A 23,072-nucleotide genomic window follows, 5' to 3' on the forward strand; every position below is an offset into this window, starting at 1 on the left:
CGAAGGTGTACGTCCTCAACGGTCCCAACCTCGGCCGGCTCGGCACCCGCCAGGTCGACGTGTACGGGCTGACCAGCTACGCCGGGCTGGTCGACCTCTGCGAGCGCACCGGCCGGGAACTCGGCCTCGACGTCGAGGTACGGCAGACCGACGCCGAGCACGAACTGCTCGGCTGGCTGCACACCGCCGCCGACGAACAGGCGGCGGTGGTGCTCAACCCGGCCGCCTGGTCACATTATTCGTACGCGGTCCGGGACGCCTGCGCCATGCTCCGCGGGCCGCTGGTCGAGGTGCACATCTCCAACATCCACACGCGGGAGGAGTTCCGCCACCACTCGGTCGTCTCCGCCGTCGCCACCGGTGTGATCTGCGGACTGGGCGTGGACGGCTACCGGCTGGCGCTGCTCCACCTCGCCGACCGTGTGAGTGCCGACCGCGCGAGTGCCGACCGTGTGAGTGCCGATCGGCAGGCCGACCAGTAGCGCCAGGCTGATCCAGACGTACGCGTTGGCGCCGATCAGCCCGTCCAACCCGCTGGCGTCGTCCCACCAGAGCCAGACGACGCTGCTGCACAGCAGGACGTAGGCGACGCCGGTGGCGGTGCCGAGCCGGCGTCGGCGCCCGCCCGGTCCGGCGCGCAGCGCGGCGTTGCCGAGCACCGCCAGCGCGGGCAGCAGCCAGACCAGGTGGTGCACCCAGGTGATCGGGCTGACCAGGCAGCCGACGATCCCGGTGAGGGCGAGGCCGGCGAGCTGGTCGTCGGCGCGGGCCGCCCGGCGTACGCGTACCGCCCAGAGTGCGAGCACGGCCAGCACCGCCACCAGCCAGACGCCCCGACCCAGATCCGGGTCGAGCCGGGTCAGCAGGCCCTGGAGCGACTGGTTCGACACGTAGCCCAGGTCGCCGACCCGGTCGGTGTTCCACAGCGCGTGCGTCCAGAACACGTACGACGGCTGCGGGGCCAGTACGGCGGCGAGCACGGTCGCGCCGGCGGCGGTACCGGTTGCCACGGCGGCGGCCCGCCAGCGCCCGGCCAGCACCAGGTAGACGATGAACACCGCCGGGGTCAGTTTGATCGCCGAGGCGAGACCGATACCGATCCCGGCGAACCGGTGCCGGCCGGTCCGGGCCAGCATCAGATCGGTCAGCACCAGCATCAGCAGCAGCAGGTTGACCTGCCCGAAGCTGACCGTGTCCCGGACCGGTTCGTAGACCGCCACCGCACACCCGATCAGCGCGTACGCCCACCAGCGCGGCCAGCCCTGGCGGCGGGCGATCGGGTCGAGCAGCCAGTGGATCACCAGCCCGGCGGCGGCCACGTTGACCACGATGCTGGTGACGATCGCCGCGTTCCAGCCGACCAGGGCCAGTGGGCTCATGATCAGCGCGGCGAACGGCGGGTAGGTGAAGCCGTACCGGGTGCCGGGGCGCAGGTAGTCGTAGAGCTGCCCGCCGTCGCGCAGCCAGTGGGTCACCGCGCCCTGGTAGACACCGACGTCGAAGAAGCCCCGATGCACCGGCACGGTGGCCAGGAACAGCGCGCAGAGCGCGACCAGCGTGCCGATCAGCAGCACCCGGTCGCGGGTACGGCGGGGAGCCCGGAGTCGGCTCAACGTGTTCCTCCCGATGGTGACGGATCCGGTGCGGGCAGCCGCCGGGCGGGTACCCGCTGGGCGGGCAGCTGCGGATGTGCTTCGGGTAGACCCAGCCCCGGACGGACTGCGGGTAGACCCGGTCCGGGACGGGCTGCGGGCAGCCCCGGTCCGGCCGGGTGGAACCGGAATCGGCCCCGGTGGCGCAGCGCCAGGACCAGCAGTACGGCCAGCCCGCCGCCGAGGGTCACCTGACCGAGCTCGGTCAGCCCCGGCGCGAACCCGTCCGGCAGGATCACCAGCGCCAGTACGGCACAGGCGAGCGCGGCCCAGCGGCGCAGCGCCCCGTCGGCCGCGGCGGCGGCGACCGGCACCAGTCCCCAGAGCAGGTACCAGGGCCGGATCGCCGGGCCGAAGATCACCAGGGCGCCGAGGCCGAGCCCGAGGGCGTACACGGGTCCGAGTTCGTCGCGGCGCAGCCAGAGCAGCAGCCCGGCGGCGAGCGCCACGGCCAGGCCGGCCCACCGCCAGAAGGAGACCGCGTGCGGCGCCACGTCCGCGCCGATCAGTTCCAGCAGGGCGCGGGTGGCCCGGCCCAGGGCACTGCTCACCGACCAGTTCGCGGCCGAGACCGGGGTGTCCAGGGCGGCGATCCAGCCGTACCCGGTGCCGGCGACGGCGGTGACCGCCACGGTGGTGCCGACCGCCACCACGGCGGTGCCGGTCAGCGCCCGGACGATCCGCCAGCGGCCGGCGAGCTGCCCGGCCCAGAGCGGGGCGACGAACACCAGCGCGACCGCGGCCGGCGCCTTCACCAGGGCGGCCAGCGTCAGCAGGGCGGTGCCCAGCGCCGGCCGGCGGGCCACCGCCGCGGCCAGTCCGGCGCCGAGCAGTCCCACCATCAGGGCGTCGTTGTGGGCGCCGCCGACCAGGTGGATGAGGACCAGCGGGTTGAGCGCGCCGAGCCAGAGCGCCGCGGCCGGGTCGACCCCGCACCGCCGGGCCAGGCCGGGCAGGACCACGGCGAGCAGGACCACGCCGAGCACGGCGATCATCCGCAGGCCGAGGACGCCGAGGACCACATGGGTGCCGGTCACCGTCGCCACCGCCGTGGCCAGGACCAGGAAGACCGGACCGTACGGGGTGGTGGTGTGCTGCCAGATCGCCGGCACCTCGGCGGCCAGCGGCCCACCGAGGGTCGCCGGTCCGTGCCGGTAGACGTCCAGTCCGGCGCCGACCATCGCTCCCTGGGCCAGGTAGCTGTAGACGTCGCGGCTGAAGATCGGCGGTGCGACCAGCAGCGGCGCCGCCCACAGCGCCAGCGTGCCGAGCAGGGCCGCCGGGCGGGGCGGGTCGTCGCCCCGGACCAGCCGGCCCAGCAACCACCAGGCCGCGACCAGCAGGGCCAGCCCGAACGAGGCGCAGACCAGGCCGAGCCCGGGGTGCCGGCGCAGTTCGTCCAGGACGGGGAAGGGGTCGCGGGTGGGCAGCGCGCCGGCCCCGGCGGCGCCGAGCGCCAACAGGATCACCCCGGCCACTCCCAGGGCGCGGCAGCGGGCGAGCACGGAGAGTCGGGTGACCGGGTGCGGCACCCGTGCACGCTGTCAGCGACGGATGTCCCGAACGCGACCGCGAGTTGTCCGGGGCGTGACCGACACGCGTCCGGTCTCGATCAACCGCCCGTACCCGTGCCAGCGCGGAGGGCGTCCCGGCAAGTAGACTCGTTAGGTCTGTCCGCCAATTGAAGATCAAGGCAGGAAATGGCCACCACCAACGACCTCAAAAACGGTCTGGTCCTCAACCTCGACGACCAACTCTGGGCTGTCGTGGAGTTCCAGCACGTCAAACCCGGCAAGGGTGGTGCGTTCGTGCGCACCACATTGAAGAACGTGCTGTCCGGCAAGGTCGTCGACAAGACGTTCAACGCGGGCACCAAGGTCGAAACGGCCACCGTCGACAAGCGGACCATGCAGTACCTCTACGCCGACGGCGAAGACTACGTGTTCATGGACCTGGAGACCTACGACCAGATCCATGTGCCCGGTGCCACCGTTGGCGACGCCGTGAACTACCTGCTGCCCGAGGCCGAGGCGATCGTCGCCACCCACGAGGCGGTGCCGCTCTACATCGAGCTGCCGACCAGCGTGATCCTGGAGGTCACGTACACCGAGCCGGGTTTGCAGGGCGATCGCTCGACCGGCGGCAACAAGCCGGCGACCGTGGAGACCGGTGCGACCGTGCAGGTGCCGCTGTTCATCACCACCGGTGAGAAGATCAAGGTCGACACCCGCGACGGCCGTTACCTCGGCCGCGGCTGATGGCCGAGGGCCCCAAGCAACAAATGCCCGCGCGTCGCAAGGCGCGTAAGCGGGCGCTGGACGTCCTCTACGAGGCCGACCAGCGGGATCTACCCCCGGTCGAGGTGTTGGCCGGTTATCTGCAACGACTGACTCCGCCCCGGCCGGAGCACATGGACTACGCCATCGGGCTGGTCGAGGGTGTGGCCGGTCACCTGGACCGGATCGACGAGCTGATCGCCAGCTACGCCGAGGGCTGGACGCTGGAGCGGATGCCGGTGGTCGACCGGAACCTGGCCCGGATCGCCGTCTACGAGCTGCTCTATGCCGAGGAGATCGACGACGCGGTGGCGATCAGCGAGGCGGTCGAGCTGGCCAAGCAGATGTCGACCGACGACTCGCCGCGCTTCCTCAACGGGATCCTCGGCCGGATCGCCGAGTACGCCACCCGCTGACCCCGAGCCCGCGCTCCGGGGCGTACCCCGGACGCGCGACCCGGTGGACGTGAAAAGGGGGCGCCCGGCAGGGCGCCCCCTTTCATACTGCCTTCGTACTGTCCTGCGGGGGTAAATCAGGAGGCGAAGAGCGCCCGCGGGTCGGCGACGAGTACGCCGTGCTCGGTCAGCCGCTCGATCAGCCCGGAGGGCGACGAGTCGTAGACGATGGCGAGCGCGCGCAGGTCGTCCGCGCGGATCGACAACACCCGGCCGTTGTAGTCGCCCCGCTGCTGCTGGATGGCGCGGGCATAACGGGCGACGTACGCGAGCTCCTCGGAGGCCTCGTCGTAGAGGCGCTCCAGGTCCAGGACGATCTTGTTCGTGGGCTCGTGCCGGACCCCGCTGCCGTCCGGCAGCAGTTCCGCGACGGGCACCCGGTAGAAGTCCGCCAGCTCGGCGAGGCGCGAGACGGTGACCGCACGGTCACCACGCTCGTACGACCCGACGACGACGGCCTTCCAACGCCCGTTCGACTTCTCCTCCACCCCCTGCAGGGACAGCCCCTGCTGCTGACGGATAGAGCGCAGGCGGGCGCCCAACGACTTGGCGTATTCAGAGGGCATTCGGACACTCCCAGTGCTGGCTCGGGGATCTCCCCAGCGGTCGCTACGGAGCGTGACGGTACGGGGATTGCGACACGTGGTCAAGTGGTCGTTACCTTCCCGTTGGCAAGATCGTGGTCACGAACCTGAAATCTGTTCGTTGACCGGACGGTCAGCGCCCCGCCCGGGCCCGCCGACCGGTCGCTGGTAACGTGGTGATCAGCCCCCGGCCTGACCGCGTGCGGTCCGGGCCGGATCCGACATCCTTTAACGACCCGTCCAGCGAGGCGGGGAAGGAGGTCCGCCGTGGCCTTCCCGCAGGCCGCCCAACCCCCGGTCGCTTCGCCACCGTCTGTGAAGGTCATCCTGACCAGCGCCGATCTGCAACGCGTGGTCGACCGGATCGCACATCAGATTCTCGAAAAAACCCAGGGCGCCGCCGACACCGTGCTGCTCGGGATTCCCACCCGTGGGGTTCCGCTGGCCCGCCGGCTGGCCGCCCGGATCAACACCTTCGAGGGCATTGCGGTGCCCGTCGGTGTGCTCGATATCACCCTTTACCGCGACGATCTACGCCGGCACGCGACCCGGGCCATCGGGCCGACCGAGGTGCCGCCCGGTGGGGTCGACGGCAAGCGGGTGGTCCTGGTCGACGACGTCCTCTTCTCCGGCCGCTCGGTCCGGGCCGCGCTGGACGCGCTGAGCGACCTCGGTCGCCCCAGCTCCGTGCAGTTGGCCGTGCTGGTCGACCGCGGCCACCGGGAACTGCCCATCCGGGCCGACTACGTCGGCAAGAACATCCCCACCGCGCTGGCCGAGAGCGTCCGGGTCACGCTCGCCGAGGTCGACGGTGCGGACGAGGTCAAGCTGTTCGGGAGGCCCACGCTGTGATCAGGCACCTGCTCTCCGGGGCCGATCTGGACGCGACCACGGCCACGCTGATCCTGGACACCGCCGCCGAGATGGCGACGGTGGCCGGGCGCGAGGTGAAGAAGCTGCCCGCGCTGCGCGGCCGGACCGTGGTCAACCTCTTCTATGAGGACTCCACCCGGACCCGGATCTCGTTCGAGGCGGCGGCGAAGCGGCTCTCCGCCGACGTGATCAACTTTTCGGCCAAGGGGTCGAGCGTCTCCAAGGGCGAGAGTCTGAAGGACACCGCGCTGACCCTCCAGGCGATGGGCGCCGACGCGGTGGTCATCCGGCACCCCGCCTCGGGCGCCCCGCACCGGCTGGCCAACTGGGTCGACGGGGTGGTGGTCAACGCCGGTGACGGCACCCACGAGCACCCGACCCAGGCGCTGCTGGACGCGTACACGATGCGGTCCCGGCTGGGGCGGCTCGCCGGACTGCACGTGGCGGTGGTCGGCGACGTGCTGCACAGCCGGGTGGCCCGCTCCAACGTGCTGCTGCTGTCCACCCTCGGGGCGAAGGTGACCCTGGTCGGGCCGCCGACCCTGATCCCGGTCGACATCGCCGCCGCGCTCGCCCCCGGCACCGACGTCTCGTACGACCTGGACGCGGTGCTGCCCAGCGCCGACGTGGTGATGATGCTGCGGGTGCAGCGGGAACGGATGGCCGACTCCTACTTCCCGTCCGCCCGCGAGTACGCCCGCCGCTACGGCCTGGACGGGCCCCGGATGCGCCGGCTGCCGGACCACGCGATCGTCATGCACCCCGGCCCGATGAACCGGGGCATGGAGATCGCCCCGGAGGTGGCCGACTCACCCCGCTCCACCATCGTCGAACAGGTCACCAACGGGGTTTCCGTACGGATGGCCGTCCTGTACCTGCTCCTGGGGGGAAAGAACCAGTGAACCGTCCGCTCCCGAGGGGAACGACGTCATGACCGCGTACCTGATCAAGGGCGCCCGGGTGGTCGGCGCCGAGCCGACCGACCTGCTGCTGCGCGACGGCCTGGTGGTCGCCACCGGGCGCAACCTTGACGCCCGTGGCGCCACGGTGGTCGACGCCGACGGCCTGGTGGCCCTGCCCGGCCTGGTCGACCTGCACACCCACCTGCGCGAACCGGGTCGGGAGGACGCCGAGACGGTCGAGTCCGGTTCCCGCGCCGCCGCGCTCGGCGGCTACACGGCCGTCTGCGCGATGGCGAACACCTCGCCGGTCGCGGACACCGCCGGAGTGGTGGAACAGGTCTGGCGGCTCGGTCGGGAGGCCGGTCTGGTCGACGTGCAGCCGATCGGCGCGGTCACCGTCGGCCTCGGCGGGGAGCGGCTGGCCGAACTCGGCGCGATGGCCGACTCCGCCGCCCGGGTGCGGATCTTCTCCGACGACGGCCACTGCGTGGCCGACCCGAGGCTGATGCGTCGGGCCCTGGAATACGTCAAGGCGTTCGACGGGGTGATCGCGCAGCACGCCGAGGAGCCCCGGCTGACCGAGGGCGCCCAGCTGCACGAGGGCGAGGTCTCCACCCGGCTCGGCCTGACCGGCTGGCCGGCGGTGGCCGAGGAGGCGATCATCGCCCGGGACGTGCTGCTGGCCGAGCACGTCGGCAGCCGGCTGCACGTCTGCCACGTCTCGACCGCCGGCAGCGTCGAGGTGCTGCGCCAGGCCAAGGCGCGCGGGGTCCGGGTGACCGCCGAGGTCACCCCGCACCACCTGCTGCTCACCGACGAGCTGGCGGCCAGCTACGACCCGGTCTTCAAGGTCAACCCACCCTTGCGTACGGCCACCGACGTGGCCGCCCTGCGCGCCGCCCTGGTCGAGGGGATCATCGACATCGTCGCCACCGACCACGCCCCGCACGCGCTGGAGGACAAGGAGTGCGAGTGGGCGTACGCCCGGCCGGGCATGCTCGGGCTGGAGACCGCCCTGCCGGTGCTGCTCTCGGTGCTCGGCGAGCGCTGGGACCTGATCGCCGAGCGGATGTCCCGGGTGCCGGCGCGGATCGCCGGGCTGACCGAGCACGGGCGCGACCCGGCACCGGGGGTGGTGGCCAACCTCACCCTGGTCGACCCGGCCGTGCGCCGTACCGTCGACCCCGCCGAGCTGGCCTCCCGCAGCCGCAACACCCCGTACGCCGGCACCGTGCTGCCCGGCCGGATCATGGCCACGTTCCTGCGCGGCGAAGCGACTGTTCTCGATGGAAAGGCCGTTAAATAATGCGACGCAGGCCCGCGATCCTCGTACTGGAGGATGGTCGGACGTTCCACGGTGAGGCGTACGGCAGTGTGGGGGAGACCTTCGGTGAGGCCGTCTTCAACACCGGCATGACCGGCTACCAGGAGACGCTGACCGACCCGTCCTACCACCGTCAGGTGGTGGTGCAGACCGCGCCGCACATCGGCAACACCGGGGTCAACGGCGAGGACGACGAGTCGGGCCGGATCTGGGTGGCCGGCTACGTGGTCCGCGACCCGGCCCGGCTGGGCTCCAACTGGCGGGCGACCGGCTCTCTGGAGGACCGGCTGGCCGCCGAGGGCGTGGTCGGCATCAGTGGCATCGACACCCGTGCGCTGACCCGCCATCTTCGCGACAGGGGCGCGATGCGGGTCGGCATCTCCAGCCTCGACGACGACCCGAGGGCCCTGCTGGCCCGGGTCCGGGCCACCCCGGAGATGGTCGGCGCCGACCTGTCGGCCGAGGTGAGCACGTCCAGGCCGTACACGGTCGAGGCGGTGGGCGCGCACCGGTTCACGGTCGCCGCGCTGGACCTGGGGATCAAGCGCAACGTGCCGCGCCGGCTCGCCGCCCGTGGGGTCACCACCCACGTGCTGCCGGCCTCGTCGACCATCGACGACCTGCTCGCCACCGGCGCGGACGCGGTCTTCTTCTCGCCCGGTCCGGGCGACCCGGCCACCGCCGACCACCCGGTGGCGCTGGCCCGCGAGGTGCTGACCCGGCGGATTCCGCTGTTCGGCATCTGCTTCGGCAGCCAGATCCTCGGCCGGGCGCTCGGCTTCGGCACGTACAAGCTGGGCTACGGCCACCGTGGCATCAACCAGCCGGTGCTGGACCGGGTCACCGGCCGGGTCGAGGTCACCTCGCACAACCACGGCTTCGCCGTCGACTGGCCGGGCCGCGAACCCGGCCAGGAGGTGCCGGCGGGCCAGTTCATCGACACCGACTTCGGCGCGGTCGAGGTCAGTCACGTTTGCCTCAACGACAATGTGGTCGAGGGCCTGCGGGCCAGGGATGTGCCCGCGTTCACCGTGCAGTACCACCCGGAGGCGGCCGCCGGCCCGCACGACGCGGACTACCTGTTCGATCGCTTCGCGGAGCTGATCGAGGGCGAGCGGCAGCCGGGCGGGCGGCACTCGGGCGGGCGTAACCAGGGCGACGAGAACGAGGGCGGCAACCATGCCTAAGCGGACCGATTTGCAGCACGTCCTGGTGATCGGTTCCGGCCCGATCGTGATCGGTCAGGCGTGCGAGTTCGACTACTCCGGCACCCAGGCGTGCCGGGTGCTGCGCAGCGAGGGGCTGCGGGTCAGCCTGGTCAACTCGAACCCGGCGACGATCATGACCGACCCGGAGTACGCCGACGCCACCTACGTCGAGCCGATCACCCCGGACTTCGTCGAGCTGGTCATCGCGAAGGAGCGGCCGGACGCGCTGCTGGCCACCCTCGGCGGCCAGACCGCGCTGAACACCGCGGTGGCGCTGCACGAGTCGGGTGTGCTGGAGAAATACGGTGTGGAGCTGATCGGCGCCGACATCGACGCGATCCGCCGCGGCGAGGACCGGCAGCTGTTCAAGGAGGTCGTCGCCAAGGCGGGGGCCCGGATCGGCATCCCCGAGACGACCGCCCTGGTGCCGCGCTCGCGGGTCTGCCACTCGATGGACGAGGTCCGGCAGACCGTCGGCGAGCTGGGGCTGCCGGTGGTGATCCGGCCGTCGTTCACCATGGGCGGGCTCGGCTCCGGCATGGCGCACACCGACGAGGACCTGGCCCGGATCGCCGGGGCGGGGCTGACCGCAAGCCCCGTGCACGAGGTCCTGATCGAGGAGAGCGTGCTCGGCTGGAAGGAGTACGAGCTCGAACTGATGCGCGACCGGCACGACAACGTGGTGGTGGTCTGCTCGATCGAGAACATCGACCCGATGGGTGTGCACACCGGCGACAGCGTGACCGTGGCGCCGGCCATGACGCTCACCGACCGGGAGTACCAGCAGCTGCGCGACCTGGGTATCGCGGTGCTGCGCGAGGTCGGGGTGGACACCGGCGGCTGCAACATCCAGTTCGCGGTCAACCCGACCGACGGCCGGATCGTCGTGATCGAGATGAACCCCCGGGTGTCCCGTTCGTCGGCGTTGGCCTCCAAGGCGACCGGCTTCCCGATCGCGAAGATCGCGGCGAAGCTCGCCATCGGTTACACCCTGGACGAGATCCCGAACGACATCACCCTGAAGACGCCGGCCGCGTTCGAGCCGACGCTCGACTACGTGGTGGTGAAGATCCCGAGGTTCGCGTTCGAGAAGTTCCCCGGCGCCGACCCGGAGCTGACCACCACGATGAAGTCGGTGGGCGAGGCGATGAGCCTGGGCCGCAACTTCACGGAGGCGCTGAACAAGGCGATGCGCTCGATGGAGACGAAGGCGGCCGGGTTCTGGACCGTACCGGACCCGGTCGGGTCGACGGTCGAGTCCACCCTGACCGCCCTGGCTACCCCGCACGACGGACGACTGTACACAGTGGAGCGAGCGCTCCGGTTGGGTGCCTCGGTGGCCGAGGTCTCGGCCGCCTCCGGCGGCATCGACCCCTGGTTCCTGGACCAGATCGCCGGCCTGGTCGACCTGCGCGAGGAGATCGTCGCGGCGCCCGTACTCGACGGGGCGCTGCTGCGCCGGGCGAAGCGGGCCGGGCTCTCCGACCGCCAGGTGGCCGCGCTGCGCCCGGAACTCGCGGCCGAGGACGGGGTACGCGTACTGCGCCACCGGCTCGGGCTGCGCCCGGTCTACAAGACCGTGGACACCTGCGCCGCCGAGTTCGCCGCGAGTACCCCGTACCACTACTCGTCCTACGACGAGGAGACCGAGGTCGCCGGCTCGGACCGGCCCAAGGTGCTGATCCTGGGCTCCGGCCCGAACCGGATCGGCCAGGGGATCGAGTTCGACTACTCGTGCGTGCACGCCGTACTGGCGTTGCAGGGCGCGCCGGTGCCGGGCGCGGTCGGCACCGGCTACGAGACGGTGATGGTCAACTGCAACCCGGAGACCGTCTCCACCGACTACGACACCGCCGACCGGCTCTACTTCGAACCGCTCACCTTCGAGGACGTCATCGAGGTGTGGCACGCCGAGGACAGCTCCGGGAAGGCCGCCGGTGGACCCGGTGTGGTCGGGGTGATCGTCCAACTCGGCGGGCAGACCCCGCTCGGCCTGGCCCAGCGGCTCAAGAACGCCGGGGTGCCGATCGTCGGCACCTCCCCGGAGTCGATCAACCTGGCCGAGGACCGGGGCGCGTTCGGCGCGGTGCTGGCCCGCGCCGGCCTGCGGGCCCCCGAGCACGGCACCGCCACCTCGTACGACGAGGCCAAGGCGATCGCCGACGAGATCGGCTACCCGGTGCTGGTCCGGCCCTCGTACGTGCTCGGCGGCCGGGGCATGGAGATCGTCTACGACGACCCGACGCTGCGCGACTACATCGGTCGGGCCACCGACATCTCGCCGGACCACCCGGTGCTGGTCGACCGGTTCCTCGACGACGCGATCGAGATCGACGTGGACGCGCTCTGCGACGCCGACGGCGAGGTCTACATCGGCGGCGTGATGGAGCACATCGAGGAGGCCGGCATCCACTCCGGCGACTCGTCCTGCGCCCTGCCGCCGATCACGCTGGCGAGTTCGCACCTGGCCGCCGTACGCCGCTACACCGAGGCGATCGCCCGTGGCGTCGGCGTACGCGGCCTGCTCAACGTGCAGTACGCGCTCAAGGACGACACCCTGTACGTGCTGGAGGCCAACCCGCGCGCCTCGCGTACGGTGCCGTTCGTCTCCAAGGCGACGGCGGTGCCGCTGGCCAAGGCGGCGGCCCGGATCATGCTCGGGGCGCGGATCGCCGACCTGCGCGCCGAGCGGCTGCTCCCGCCGACCGGGGACGGCGGCACGATGCCGGTCGACGCCCCGATCGCGGTCAAGGAGGCGGTGCTGCCGTTCAAGCGGTTCCGTACCCGGGCAGGTCAGGGGGTCGACTCGCTGCTCGGGCCGGAGATGAAGTCCACCGGTGAGGTGATGGGCATCGACGTGGCGTTCGGGCACGCGTTCGCCAAGTCGCAGGCGGCCGCGTACGGTTCGCTGCCCACCGGTGGCCGGGTCTTCGTCTCGGTCGCCAACCGGGACAAGCGCGCCATGATCTTCCCGGTGAAGCGGCTGGTGGACCTCGGCTTCGAGATCGTCGCCACCGTCGGCACCGGCGAGGTGCTGCGCCGGCACGGCATCGCCTGCGAGCTGATCGGCAAGCACTACGAGGAGGCGGGCACCGGTCCGGACGCGGTCTCGCTGATCGCCGCCGGTGAGGTGGCCCTGGTCATCAACACCCCGCAGGGTTCCGGCGCGAGCGCCCGGTCCGACGGGTACGAGATCCGCAGCGCGGCGGTGACCGCGGACATCCCGTGCATCACCACCGTGCCGGGTGCGGCGGCGGCGGTGATGGGCATCGAGGCGCTGATCCGCGGCGACATGGCCGTCCGGCCGTTGCAGGAGCTGCACGCCGCCCTGCGGGCCGGCGAGTGATCTTCGAGCGGGTGGTCCGCCCCGCGCTGTTCCGGCTCGGCGGTGGCGATGCCGAGACGGCACACGAGTGGACCCTGCACCGGCTGGCCGCCCTCGCCGGGCGGCCGGCCGCGCTGGCGGCGCTGCGGTCGGCGTACGCGGTGGCGGCGCCCCGGCGGGTCTTCGGGCTGGACTTCCCCAACCCGGTCGGGCTGGCCGCCGGGATGGACAAGAACGGCGTGGCGCTGCCGGCCTGGCCGGCGCTGGGCTTCGGTTTCGTCGAGGTCGGCACGGTCACCGCGCACGCCCAGCCGGGCAATCCCCGGCCCCGGCTGTTCCGGCTGCCGGAGAGCACCGCGGTGATCAACCGGATGGGCTTCAACAACGACGGGGCGCAGGCGCTGGCCCGGCGGCTGGACGCGGGACGGCCACTGGGCGTGCCGCTGGGCATCTCGCTGGGCAAGTCGAAGGTGACCCCGCTGGACGACGCGGTGGCCGACTACGTCGCCTCGTACCGGGCGCTGCGCGGGCACGGTGACTACTTCGCGGTCAACGTCTCCTCGCCGAACACCCCGGGCCTGCGCGCCTTGCAGGACCGGGAGCATCTCGACGCGCTGCTGGCCGCGCTGGTGGGGGAGAAGCCGGTGCTGGTGAAGATCGCCCCGGACCTGACCGAGCCGGCCATCGCCGAACTGCTGCGGGTCTGCCTCGACCGGGGTGCGGCCGGCGTCATCGCCACCAACACCACGCTGCGCCGCGCCGGCCTCGCCGCCGCCGACCAACCCCGGGGTACGGAGACCGGCGGGCTGTCCGGACGACCGTTGACCGAGCGGGCGCGGGAGGTCGTCTCCTTCGTCCACCGGGAGACCGGCGGAGCGCTGCCGGTGATCGGGGTCGGCGGGATCATGGAACCGGACGACGCGAACCGACTCTTCGACGCCGGGGCGAGCCTGGTGCAGCTCTACACCGGATTCATTTATCGCGGGCCGGGTCTGGCCCGTGCGATCGCGCGCTCGGCCCGGCCGTGAACCCCGCCGAACTGCTCGCCGCCGACGCCGCGCACGTCTGGCACCCGTACGCGCCGATGCCGGCGACCGCCGAGCCGTACCTCGTCACCGGGGCCGAGGGCGTACGCCTGCGGCTGGCCGACGGGCGGGAACTGGTCGACGGCATGTCGTCGTGGTGGGCCGCGATCCACGGTTACCGGCACCCGGTGCTGGACGACGCGGTGACCGGGCAGCTCGGCCGGATGAGCCACGTGATGTTCGGCGGGCTGACCCACTCCCCGGCGATCGAACTGGCCCGCAACCTGGTCGAGCTCAGCCCGCCCGGACTGGAGCACGTCTTCCTCTGCGACTCGGGCTCGGTCAGCGTCGAGGTCGCGGTCAAGATGTGCCTGCAATACCAGCTCGGCCGGGGTCGGCCGGAGCGGCACCGGCTGGCCACCTGGCGGGGTGGCTACCACGGCGACACGTTCCAGCCGATGAGTGTCTGCGATCCCGAGGGCGGGATGCACCATCTCTGGCGGGACGTGTTGCCCCGGCAGGTGTTCGCGCCCGTGCCGCCGTCCGGTTTCGACGCCCCGGTGGACGAGGAATATGCGGCCGGGCTGGTCGACCGGATCGCGCGGCACGCGCACGAACTGGCGGCGGTCATCGTCGAGCCGGTGGTGCAGGGTGCCGGCGGGATGCGGTTCCACAATCCGCACTACCTACGGGTCTTGCGCGAGGCCACCGCCGAGCACGGGGTGCTACTCATTTTCGACGAGATCGCTACTGGTTTCGGGCGTACCGGCACGCTGTTCGCGGCCGAACACGCCGGGGTCACCCCGGACGTGCTCTGCGTCGGCAAGGCACTCACCGGTGGTTACCTGAGCCTCGCGGCGGCGCTCTGCACGCCGGAGGTGGCGCGCGGGATCGGCGCCGGCGGGGTGTTGGCGCACGGACCGACGTTCATGGGCAACCCGCTCGCCTGTGCCGTTGCGAACGCCTCCATCGGGCTGCTGCGGGCCGGAAACTGGCGCAGCGAGGTCGCGAGGGTGCAAACGGGTCTGCGGGCGGGTCTGGAGCCGTTGCGCGGTACGCCGGGCGTCGCCGACGTACGGGTGCTCGGCGCGATCGGTGTGGTGCAACTCGACCACGACGTCGACCTGCCGGCCGCGACCGCCGCCGCGGTCGACCACGGCGTGTGGCTGCGCCCGTTCCGCGATCTGGTCTACACGATGCCGCCGTACCTGACCGACGACGCGGATCTGGCCCGGATCGGCGCCGGGGTGGCGGCCGCGGTCGCCGCCGGCTGACCGCCCGCCGGGGTGTCCGTGGCGAGCCGGCCCGCCGCACGTCGCCGCACGGCGAACGCTGGAGCCGTGGCGCGCCCGCGCCGTGGCGAGGAGAGGAGAGCGCGATGGAGAGCTTCGGGATCCGGCTGCACCGGGCCATGGCCGAGCGCGGGCCGCTCTGTGTGGGCATCGACCCGCACGGCGCGCTGCTGGAGCGCTGGGGGCTGCCCGACGACGTGACCGGGTTGGCGCGGTTCAGCGAGACGGTGGCCGAGGCACTGGGCGACCGGGTCGCGGTGGTCAAGCCGCAGTCCGCGTTCTACGAGCGCTTCGGGTCCCGAGGGCTGGAGGTACTTGAGTCAACTATCCGACAGTTGCGAGATGCCGGAACTCTTGTGCTCCTGGACGTCAAGCGTGGCGACATCGGCTCCACGGTGAGCGCGTACGCCGCCGCGTATCTGGATCCATCCAGTCCCCTGTATGTCGATGCGATCACCGCGAGCCCGTATCTGGGCGTCGGCTCGCTCGCCCCGATGTTCGACACGGCGGCGGCGCACGGCGGCGGCGTCTTCGTGCTGGCGCTCACCTCCAATCCCGAGGGTCCGGCCGTCCAACACGCCCGCGGCGCCGACGGCCGGACCGTCGCGCAAACCGTGATCGACGAGATTTCCCAGCTCAACGCAGGTGCGGAGCCGTTGGGCAGCTTCGGGCTGGTGGTCGGCGCGACGATCGGCGAGACGGGCCACGACCTGTCCCGCGTGCACGGTCCGATGCTCGCGCCCGGCCTCGGCGCCCAGGGCGGGAGCGCTGCCGACCTGCGTACGGTCTTCGGTCGGGACCTGACCGCGGTGCTGCCGTCGTACTCCCGTGAGGTCCTCGGCCACGGCCCGGACATCGCCGCGCTGCGCGCCGCGGCGGACCGCGCGCTGGCCGATTGTCGAGCCGTACTCGGCCGTGTCGTTGAGTGATAGCTCGATCACGGTCGCATGATCATGGCGCGTCCACGTTGCCGAAAACTCTGCTGACCGCTAGTTTTCCCGGCGCTGGGACCACATACCCCTTTGGTTCCCAGCCACCCCACGTTTCACAGATGCGGCGGTGCGTTCCGCCCGTCGCGATAGGGACCTGAGGAGAACTGGTGCCGCTCCCCCAACTGAGCCCCGAACAGCGTGCAGCCGCGCTGGAGAAGGCTGCGGAGATCCGCAAAGCCCGTGCTGAGCTGAAGGAGCAGCTCAAGCAGGGCAAGACCACCCTCGCCGCCGTCCTCGCGCGGGCGGAGGGCGACGACGTCGTCGGCAAGCTGAAGGTTTCGGCCGTCCTCCAGGCGATGCCGGGGATCGGCAAGATCCGGGCGACCCAGATCATGGAGAAGCTCAAGATCGCCGACAGCCGGCGCCTGCGCGGCCTGGGTGACCAGCAGCGCAAGGCACTGCTTGGTGAGTTCGCCGCCAACTAGCTAGCGGCAGCGTGTAGAAACAAGCAGTGAGCACGGAGGACGACGCGCGCCCGGCGGCTCGCCTCACGCTCCTTGCCGGTCCTGCCGGGGCCGGCAAGGACAGCGTGATCGAGCTGATCCGGGCGCGTTCGCCCGTGTTGTGGGTATCGGTGGCGATGACCACCAGGGCCCGTGGCCCGTACGAGGTCGACGGGACCCGCCTGTTCGTCGACGCCGACGAGTTCGAGGCGCTGATCGCCGCCGGCGGACTGCTGGAGTGGGACCGGTACGCCGGTCACCTGCACGGCACCCCGCGACAGCCGGTCCAGACCCGGTTGCGGGCCGGCCAGCCGGTGCTGCTCAGCCTCGACCTGCCCGGTGCCCGTCGGGTACGGGCCGCGATGCCGGGGTCCCGTCTGGTGTACCTCGTCCCGCCGGGGGCGGTTCCGCCGGCCGGGCAACCGCACGACGGGGCGGAAATCGACCGGGTGGTGGTCAACGACTTCGTCGAGCGGGCAGCGGAGGAACTGGTAGGCTTGCTCGGTTCATCCTTTCTGACTCCGGCTCAGCCGCGTACCGGCGGTTGAGAGACACAGAGGTTTATCTCGTGGGTTCCATCGCCAATCCCGAAGGCATCACCAACCCTCCGATCGACGAGCTGCTGGAGAAGACCACCTCCAAGTACGCCCTGGTCATCTTCGCCGCGAAGCGGGCCCGCCAGGTCAACGCCTACTACAGCCAGCTCGGCGAGGGTCTGCTGGAGTACGTCGGACCCCTGGTCGAGACCACGCCGCAGGAGAAGCCGCTCTCGATCGCGATGCGCGAGATCAACGCGGGCCTGCTCACCGCCGAGCCGACCGACCAGCCGTAGTAAGCCCGACAGAACGCTCATGCCCGCTCAGGTCGTTCTTGGCGTAGGCGGGGGCATCGCCGCGTACAAAGCCTGTGAGCTGCTCCGGCTCCTCACCGAATCGGGGCATGACGTCCGGGTCGTACCAACCGCCTCGGCACTGCGTTTCGTCGGTGCCCCGACCTGGGCGGCGCTCTCCGGTAAGCCGGTCGCGGACGACGTCTGGGCCGACGTGCACGAGGTGCCGCACGTTCGTCTCGGTAAGCAGGCGGATCTCGTCGTGGTCGCGCCGGCCACCGCCGACCTGCTGGCCAAGGCCGCGCACGGCCTGGCCGACGACCTGCTCACCAACACCCTGCTGACCGCCCGTTGTCCGGTGGTCCTGGCGCCGGCGATGCACACCGAGATGTGGGAGCACCCGGCGACGGTGGCCAACGTGGCGACGCTGCGCGCTCGTGGCGTACTGGTGATCGAGCCGGCCAGCGGGCGGCTCACCGGCGCGGACACCGGCAAGGGTCGGCTGCCCGACCCGGCCGAGATCTTCGCGATCGCCCGGCGGACGCTGGCCCGGGGCGCGGTGGCCCCGCGTGACCTGACCGGGCGTCGGGTGGTGGTCACCGCCGGTGGCACCAGGGAGCCGCTCGACCCGGTGCGGTTCCTGGGTAACCGGTCCTCCGGCAAGCAGGGTTACGCCTTCGCCCGCACTGCTACTGTGCGTGGCGCTATGGTTACGCTGATCGCCGCCAACGTCTCGCTCTCCGATCCGACCGGGGTGGAGGTGGTCCGTGTGTCCACGACGGAAGAACTGCGCAAGGCCACCCTGTCGGCGGCGGAAGGCGCGGACGCGGTGGTGATGGCGGCGGCACCGGCGGACTTCCGTCCGGCGACGTACGCCAGCCAGAAGATCAAGAAAACGGGTGACGGTACCGCTCCCACCATCGACCTGGTCACCAACCCCGACATCGCCGCCGAACTCGGCGAACGGCGCCACGCCCACCAGGTGCTGGTCGCGTTCGCCGCCGAGACCGGTGACGCCGAGCCCAACGGCCGGGCGAAGCTGGCGCGGAAGAAGGCGGACCTGATCGTGGTCAACGAGGTGGGGCAGGACAGGGTGTTCGGCGCCGACTCCAATACTGCTGTTGTGCTGGGTGCCGATGGTTCCAGGGTGGTTTTCCCGGAACAATCGAAGGAAGACCTCGCCGACGCCGTCTGGGACCTGGTAACAACGCGCTTAACCGCTTCGTCTTAACCGCTGAGCACACTGTCACCGAGGAAATGGTCCAGGTCCGCGGCGCTTAGACTGCCGCCGACACTCTTCGAGATTCTTTAGGAGCACCGTGGCACGCCGCCTGTTCACTTCCGAGTCGGTCACGGAAGGCCACCCGGACAAGATCGCTGATCAGATCAGCGACGGTATCCTCGACGCGCTGCTGACCCAGGACCCGCGTAGCCGGGTGGCGGTCGAGACCCTCATCACCACCGGCCAGGTGCACGTCGCCGGCGAGGTGACGACCAAGGCGTACGCCGACATCCCGACCATCGTCCGGGAGACGATCCTCGGCATCGGCTACGACTCGTCGAAGAAGGGTTTCGACGGGGCGTCGTGTGGTGTGAGTGTGTCGATCGGTTCCCAGTCGCCCGACATCGCGCAGGGTGTGGACAGTGCCCTCGAACTGCGGTCGGGTTCGTCGGAGTCGGCGCTGGACGCGCAGGGTGCCGGCGACCAGGGGATGATGTTCGGCTTCGCCTGCTCCGAGACCCCGGAGCTGATGCCGTTGCCGATCGCGCTGGCGCACCGGTTGGCACGTCGCCTCGCGTCGGCGCGCAAGGACGGGACGATCCCGTACCTGCGGCCCGACGGCAAGACCCAGGTCACCATCGAGTACGACGGGCTGCGCCCGGTCCGCCTGAACACCGTTGTCGTCTCCAGCCAGCACGCGGCGGACATCTCGCTGGAGTCGCTGCTGACCCCGGACGTGCGGGAGCACGTCATCGCCCCGGAGCTTGAGGGGCTCGGGTTGGACACCGACGGCTACCGGCTGCTGGTGAACCCGACCGGGCGGTTCGAGATCGGCGGCCCGATGGGCGACGCCGGCCTCACCGGTCGGAAGATCATTGTGGACACCTACGGTGGCTACGCCCGGCACGGCGGCGGCGCGTTCTCCGGCAAGGACCCGTCGAAGGTCGACCGGTCGGCGGCGTACGCGACCCGCTGGGTGGCGAAGAACGTCGTGGCCGCCGGTCTGGCCGAGCGGTGCGAGGTGCAGGTCGCGTACGCGATCGGCAAGGCACACCCGGTGAGCCTGTTCGTGGAGACCTTCGGCACGGAGAACGTCCCGGTGGAGCGGATCGAGAAGGCGATCGGCGAGGTCTTCGACCTGCGTCCGGCGGCGATCATCCGTGACCTCGACCTGCTCCGTCCGATCTACCAGCAGACCGCCGCGTACGGTCACTTCGGACGCGAGCTGCCGGATCTGACCTGGGAGGGCACCGACCGTGCCGCCGACCTCAAGTCGGCCGCAGGAGCCTGACCACCGCTAGGCGTACCGACCGGCAGCCCGCGAGCGGGCTGCCGGTCGCTCGCGTCGTGGTGGATGTGCCGCTGGCCCACCTGGACCGCCCGTTCGACTACCTGGTGCCGAGCGAGCTGGCCGAGACGGCCCGGCCCGGCACCCGCGTCCGGGTCCGGTTCGCCGGTCAACTGGTCGACGGCTGGTTGTTGGAACGGGTCGAGACCTCGACGCACGACGGCCGGCTCACCTACCTCGAACGTCTCGTCTCACCGGAGCGGGTGCTCTCGCTGGAGATCGCCCGGCTGGCCCGAGCGGTGGCCGACCGGTACGCCGGCAGCCTGGCCGACGTGCTCCGGCTCGCCGTTCCGCGCCGGCACGCGCGGGCCGAGTCGCAGGCCGGCCCGGCCCCGGCGGAAGCCACGGTCACACCCGGCGAGGTGGCGCCGACGGTTGCCAACCCGAATCCGGGCCGGTCGTCCGCCGCCGAGTCCGTCTCTGCGGCAGGACCCGTTCCTACGGCAGGACCCGTGTCCGAGGTCAGAACGGCGTCCGAGGAGGTTCCCGGGCCCGCGGCCGCACCTGGTCCGGCCGGGCTCGTGCGCGCGTCCGCACCGGCGTCCGCCGTCGGACCCCGGCCTGCGGTCGCTTCCGTGGCGGCGGACGACGGGCCGGCGCGGGGATGGGGGGACTATCCGGCCGGGGCCGGGTTCCTGCGGGCGCTGACCGACGGGCGCCAGCCGCGCGCGGTCTGGTCGGCGCTGCCCGGCGAGGCGTGGGCGGCCAGGTTCGCCGAAGCGGCGGCGGCCACCGTACGCGGTGGGCGAGGGGTGGTCGCGGTGGTCGCCGACGCCCGCGACCTCGACCGCCTCGACGCGGCGTTCACCGCCGAACTGGGCACCGGACGGCACGTGGCGCTCTCCGCCGCGCTCGGCCCGGCCAAGCGTTACCGGGCCTTCCTCGCCGCCGCGCGGGGACAGGTGCCGGTGGTGATCGGTACCCGCGCCGCGATGTTCGCCCCGGTCGACCGGCTCGGACTGGTGGCGATCTGGGACGACGGCGACGACCTGCACTCCGAACCACGTGCGCCGTACCCGCACGCGCGGGAGGTGCTGCTCACCCGGGCCCAGCTCGCCGACGCGGCGGTGCTGGTGGCGGGGCACGCCCGTACCGCCGAGTCGCAGTTGCTGGTCGAGACCGGCTGGGCGAAGGAGATCGTGGCCGACCGGGCGACCGTGCGGGCGCGTACGCCGCAGGTGACGCCGACCGGTGACGATCCGCAACTGGCCCGGGATCCGGGGGCGGCCACCGCGCGGCTGCCCAGCCTGGCCTGGGAGGCGGCCCGGGCGGCGCTACGGGCCGATACGCCGGTGCTGGTGCAGGTCCCGCGTCGCGGTTACCTGCCGTCGGTGTCCTGCGCCAACTGCCGGGCCCCGGCCAGGTGCCCGCACTGTGCCGGGCCGCTGGCGCTGCGTGAGGCGTTCGCCGTACCGAGCTGTCACTGGTGCGGGCGGGTGGCGGCCGCGTACGCCTGTCCACAGTGCGGCGGTCGGCGGCTGCGCGCGGCGGTGGTCGGTGCCCGGCGTACGGCGGAGGAGCTGGGCCGGGCGTTCGCCGGCGTGCCGGTACGGACCTCGGGGCGGGAGGAGGTGCTCGGCGAGGTGCCGGCGGAGGCCGGGCTGGTGGTGGCGACGCCCGGCGCCGAACCGCTCGCGGCCGGTGGGTACGGGGCGGTGCTGCTGCTCGACTCCTGGGCCCTGCTGACCCGGGCCGACCTGCGGGCCGCCGAGGAGGCCCTGCGGCGCTGGCTGACCGCGGCGGCGCTGGCCAGGCCGGCGGCGGCCGGAGGGCGGGTGGTGCTGGTCGCCGACGGTTCGCTGGCGCCGGTGCAGGCGCTGCTGCGCTGGGATCCGGCCTGGTTCGCCGCCCGCGAGCTGGCCGAGCGGCGCGAGCTGGGCTTCCCACCGGCGGCCCGGATGGCGAGCCTGACCGGGGTGCCCGACGCGGTCGCCGACCTGCTGGAGGTCACCCGCCTGCCGGCGGGCGCGGAGGTGTTGGGGCCGGTGCCGGCGGGGGAGGGGCAGGAACGGATGCTGGTCCGGGTGCCGCGCGGCCGGGCCGGTGCGCTGGCGGTCGCGCTGCACGAGGCGGCCGGGGTACGCACGGCCCGTAAAGCCGGTCAGCCGGTACGGATCCAGGTCGATCCGCTGGACCTGTTCTGAGCCGTCGTCCGTCGGTGGGCTGGTTCACGCGTGGTAACATCGCCCCTCATGTCGCCGCCCATTGGTGTGACGATGCCGTGATCCCACCGGTTCGGTGTGTAATCGAGTGATCCTAATCAGTCTGCGATCAGGGGTGTGTGCGTCGTGACCGATCGTCAATCGATCGTTCTCAATGGAGATCTCGGCAGCGGCAAGAGCACGGTGTCGATCGAACTCGCCAGGCGGCTCGGCCTGCGCCGGATCAGCGTCGGCGACCTGTACCGCGAGATGGCGCAGCGGCGCCAGATGACCACCCTCCAGCTCAACCTGCACGCCGAGCTCGACCAGGCGGTCGACGGCTACGTGGACCAGCTCCAGCAGGACATCGCCGACTCCGGCGAGCAGCTGATCGTCGACAGCCGGCTGGCCTGGCACTTCTTCCGGGACGCGCTCAAGATTCACATGATCACCGAGCCGACCGAGGCGGCCCGCCGGGTGCTGGCCCGCCCCTCCGGCCCGGCCGAGAGCTACACCTCGATCGAGGAAGCCCGGTCCAAGCTGCGGGAACGCAGCGAGAGCGAGCGCAGCCGGTTCATCCTCCGGTACGGCGTGGACAAGGCAAAACTGCGCAACTACGACCTGATCTGCGACACCACCCGGGCCTCCGCGATGGAGGTGGTCGAGCACGTCATCGCCGCCTTCGAGGGCACCCTCGGCCGGCAGGTGCTCCAGGACGCGCCGCCGCTGCTCCTGCTCGACCCCGGCCGGATCTACCCCACCCAGGAGATCCAGGGGCTGCGTGGGCTCTGGGAGTCCGACTTCGTGACCGACGTCGCGCGGGCCGGCGAGGCGGGGCTGGAACCGCTGCGCATCGGCTACACCGGCAGTGACTTCTTCGTCGTGGACGGGCACCGCCGACTCAGCGCCGCCCTGCGCAACGGATTCAAGCTGGTCCCCGGTCGACTGGTCGCCGAGGTCGACGAGCCCGTGGTCGGCGGCCGCTCCGCGGTCGAGTTCTTCCGGGCCGAGGTCGGGCTGGGCACGATCTACGACTGGGACGCGGCGCACGGCGTACGGCTGCCGCTGCCCGAGCACGTGCTCGCCCGGGCCGACGCCGACCCGGCCGACCCGGTCCTGGCCAGCGAGGCCGGCATCCCCTCGTAACGGCACCACTCGACGCCGTCCGGCGGCGCCGACGG

Annotated in this window: 20 protein-coding genes and 1 pseudogene; 18 read left to right on the forward strand and 3 right to left on the reverse strand. The window is 71.8% G+C overall.

All coding sequences use genetic code 11. The features are described from left to right. Positions 1 to 5 precede the first annotated feature (5 nt). Complete coding sequence (gene aroQ, locus OG792_RS11395) at positions 6 to 482, forward strand: type II 3-dehydroquinate dehydratase (protein ID WP_329111207.1); 477 nt, start codon at positions 6 to 8, stop codon at positions 480 to 482. On the opposite strand, the pseudogene OG792_RS11400 reads toward aroQ, so the two are convergent. Both OG792_RS11400 and mptB read right to left on the reverse strand, forming a co-directional pair. Next, positions 387 to 1,613: pseudogene (locus OG792_RS11400) on the reverse strand (glycosyltransferase 87 family protein); the annotation flags it as partial. The gene aroQ and the pseudogene OG792_RS11400 overlap by 96 nt on opposite strands. Further along, positions 1,610 to 3,184: a polyprenol phosphomannose-dependent alpha 1,6 mannosyltransferase MptB gene (gene mptB / locus OG792_RS11405; protein WP_329109336.1), complete on the reverse strand. Its 1,575-nt coding sequence runs from the start codon at positions 3,182 to 3,184 to the stop codon at positions 1,610 to 1,612. The pseudogene OG792_RS11400 and the gene mptB, both read right to left, overlap by 4 nt. Before the next feature lie 168 nt (positions 3,185 to 3,352). On the opposite strand from mptB, the gene efp reads away from it, so the two are divergent. Then, entirely contained in the window at positions 3,353 to 3,910 is a 558-nt protein-coding gene (gene efp, locus OG792_RS11410; protein ID WP_329109337.1) for an elongation factor P, read from the forward strand. A 23-nt stretch (positions 3,911 to 3,933) separates the two neighbouring features. After that, on the forward strand, positions 3,934 to 4,344 hold the full coding sequence (nusB, locus tag OG792_RS11415) for a transcription antitermination factor NusB (RefSeq protein WP_329109338.1): 411 nt from the start codon (positions 3,934 to 3,936) through the stop codon (positions 4,342 to 4,344). Between the two features lie 116 nt (positions 4,345 to 4,460). Here the strand turns inward: nusB and bldD are convergent, their stop codons facing one another. Beyond that, positions 4,461 to 4,949: a transcriptional regulator BldD gene (gene bldD / locus OG792_RS11420; RefSeq protein WP_121159805.1), complete on the reverse strand. Its 489-nt coding sequence runs from the start codon at positions 4,947 to 4,949 to the stop codon at positions 4,461 to 4,463. 285 nt (positions 4,950 to 5,234) lie between these two features. Between bldD and pyrR the strand changes: the two genes are divergently transcribed. The 15 genes from pyrR (at position 5,235) to OG792_RS11495 (ending at position 23,037) form a co-directional block, all read left to right on the forward strand. Continuing rightward, positions 5,235 to 5,819, forward strand: a complete 585-nt coding sequence (gene pyrR, locus OG792_RS11425) for a bifunctional pyr operon transcriptional regulator/uracil phosphoribosyltransferase PyrR (RefSeq protein WP_329109341.1) — start codon at positions 5,235 to 5,237, stop codon at positions 5,817 to 5,819. Further along, the gene (locus tag OG792_RS11430; RefSeq protein WP_329109343.1) at positions 5,816 to 6,742 is read left to right on the forward strand and encodes an aspartate carbamoyltransferase catalytic subunit; all 927 of its coding nucleotides are present in this window, start codon (positions 5,816 to 5,818) and stop codon (positions 6,740 to 6,742) included. The genes pyrR and OG792_RS11430 overlap by 4 nt, the downstream gene beginning before the upstream one ends. A gap of 28 nt (positions 6,743 to 6,770) precedes the next feature. Further along, positions 6,771 to 8,048 (forward strand): dihydroorotase, encoded by a 1,278-nt coding sequence (locus tag OG792_RS11435; protein WP_329109345.1) that lies wholly within the window; start codon positions 6,771 to 6,773, stop codon positions 8,046 to 8,048. Then, positions 8,048 to 9,253 carry a glutamine-hydrolyzing carbamoyl-phosphate synthase small subunit gene (carA, locus tag OG792_RS11440; protein ID WP_329109346.1) on the forward strand — a complete coding sequence of 402 codons (1,206 nt, stop codon included), beginning with the start codon at positions 8,048 to 8,050 and terminating at the stop codon, positions 9,251 to 9,253. Before OG792_RS11435 ends, carA begins: the two co-directional genes overlap by 1 nt. Next, on the forward strand, positions 9,246 to 12,620 hold the full coding sequence (gene carB / locus OG792_RS11445; RefSeq protein ID WP_329109348.1) for a carbamoyl-phosphate synthase large subunit: 3,375 nt from the start codon (positions 9,246 to 9,248) through the stop codon (positions 12,618 to 12,620). The genes carA and carB overlap by 8 nt, the downstream gene beginning before the upstream one ends. Then, positions 12,617 to 13,627: a quinone-dependent dihydroorotate dehydrogenase gene (locus OG792_RS11450; protein ID WP_329109349.1), complete on the forward strand. Its 1,011-nt coding sequence runs from the start codon at positions 12,617 to 12,619 to the stop codon at positions 13,625 to 13,627. Before carB ends, OG792_RS11450 begins: the two co-directional genes overlap by 4 nt. After that, the gene (locus tag OG792_RS11455) at positions 13,624 to 14,898 is read left to right on the forward strand and encodes an adenosylmethionine--8-amino-7-oxononanoate transaminase (protein WP_329109350.1); all 1,275 of its coding nucleotides are present in this window, start codon (positions 13,624 to 13,626) and stop codon (positions 14,896 to 14,898) included. Before OG792_RS11450 ends, OG792_RS11455 begins: the two co-directional genes overlap by 4 nt. A 104-nt stretch (positions 14,899 to 15,002) precedes the next feature. Further along, on the forward strand, positions 15,003 to 15,845 hold the full coding sequence (gene pyrF / locus OG792_RS11460; protein WP_329109351.1) for an orotidine-5'-phosphate decarboxylase: 843 nt from the start codon (positions 15,003 to 15,005) through the stop codon (positions 15,843 to 15,845). 170 nt (positions 15,846 to 16,015) lie between these two features. Continuing rightward, a complete protein-coding gene (gene mihF, locus OG792_RS11465; protein WP_329109352.1) occupies positions 16,016 to 16,333 on the forward strand; it encodes an integration host factor, actinobacterial type in 318 nt (105 codons plus the stop codon). A 26-nt stretch (positions 16,334 to 16,359) separates the two neighbouring features. Next, positions 16,360 to 16,899: a guanylate kinase gene (locus tag OG792_RS11470; protein ID WP_329109353.1), complete on the forward strand. Its 540-nt coding sequence runs from the start codon at positions 16,360 to 16,362 to the stop codon at positions 16,897 to 16,899. Between the two features lie 20 nt (positions 16,900 to 16,919). Next, the gene (gene rpoZ / locus OG792_RS11475; RefSeq protein ID WP_007075826.1) at positions 16,920 to 17,183 is read left to right on the forward strand and encodes a DNA-directed RNA polymerase subunit omega; all 264 of its coding nucleotides are present in this window, start codon (positions 16,920 to 16,922) and stop codon (positions 17,181 to 17,183) included. A 19-nt stretch (positions 17,184 to 17,202) separates the two neighbouring features. Further along, on the forward strand, positions 17,203 to 18,411 hold the full coding sequence (gene coaBC / locus OG792_RS11480; RefSeq protein ID WP_329109354.1) for a bifunctional phosphopantothenoylcysteine decarboxylase/phosphopantothenate--cysteine ligase CoaBC: 1,209 nt from the start codon (positions 17,203 to 17,205) through the stop codon (positions 18,409 to 18,411). Between the two features lie 88 nt (positions 18,412 to 18,499). Then, positions 18,500 to 19,693 carry a methionine adenosyltransferase gene (gene metK / locus OG792_RS11485; protein WP_329109355.1) on the forward strand — a complete coding sequence of 398 codons (1,194 nt, stop codon included), beginning with the start codon at positions 18,500 to 18,502 and terminating at the stop codon, positions 19,691 to 19,693. A gap of 59 nt (positions 19,694 to 19,752) precedes the next feature. Next, positions 19,753 to 21,894 carry a primosomal protein N' gene (locus OG792_RS11490; RefSeq protein WP_329111208.1) on the forward strand — a complete coding sequence of 714 codons (2,142 nt, stop codon included), beginning with the start codon at positions 19,753 to 19,755 and terminating at the stop codon, positions 21,892 to 21,894. Between the two features lie 144 nt (positions 21,895 to 22,038). Further along, positions 22,039 to 23,037, forward strand: a complete 999-nt coding sequence (locus OG792_RS11495) for an AAA family ATPase (protein ID WP_329109357.1) — start codon at positions 22,039 to 22,041, stop codon at positions 23,035 to 23,037. Positions 23,038 to 23,072: the final 35 nt, after the last annotated feature.

This window comes from Micromonospora sp. NBC_01699 (assembly GCF_036250065.1).
Taxonomy (GTDB): domain Bacteria; phylum Actinomycetota; class Actinomycetes; order Mycobacteriales; family Micromonosporaceae; genus Micromonospora_G.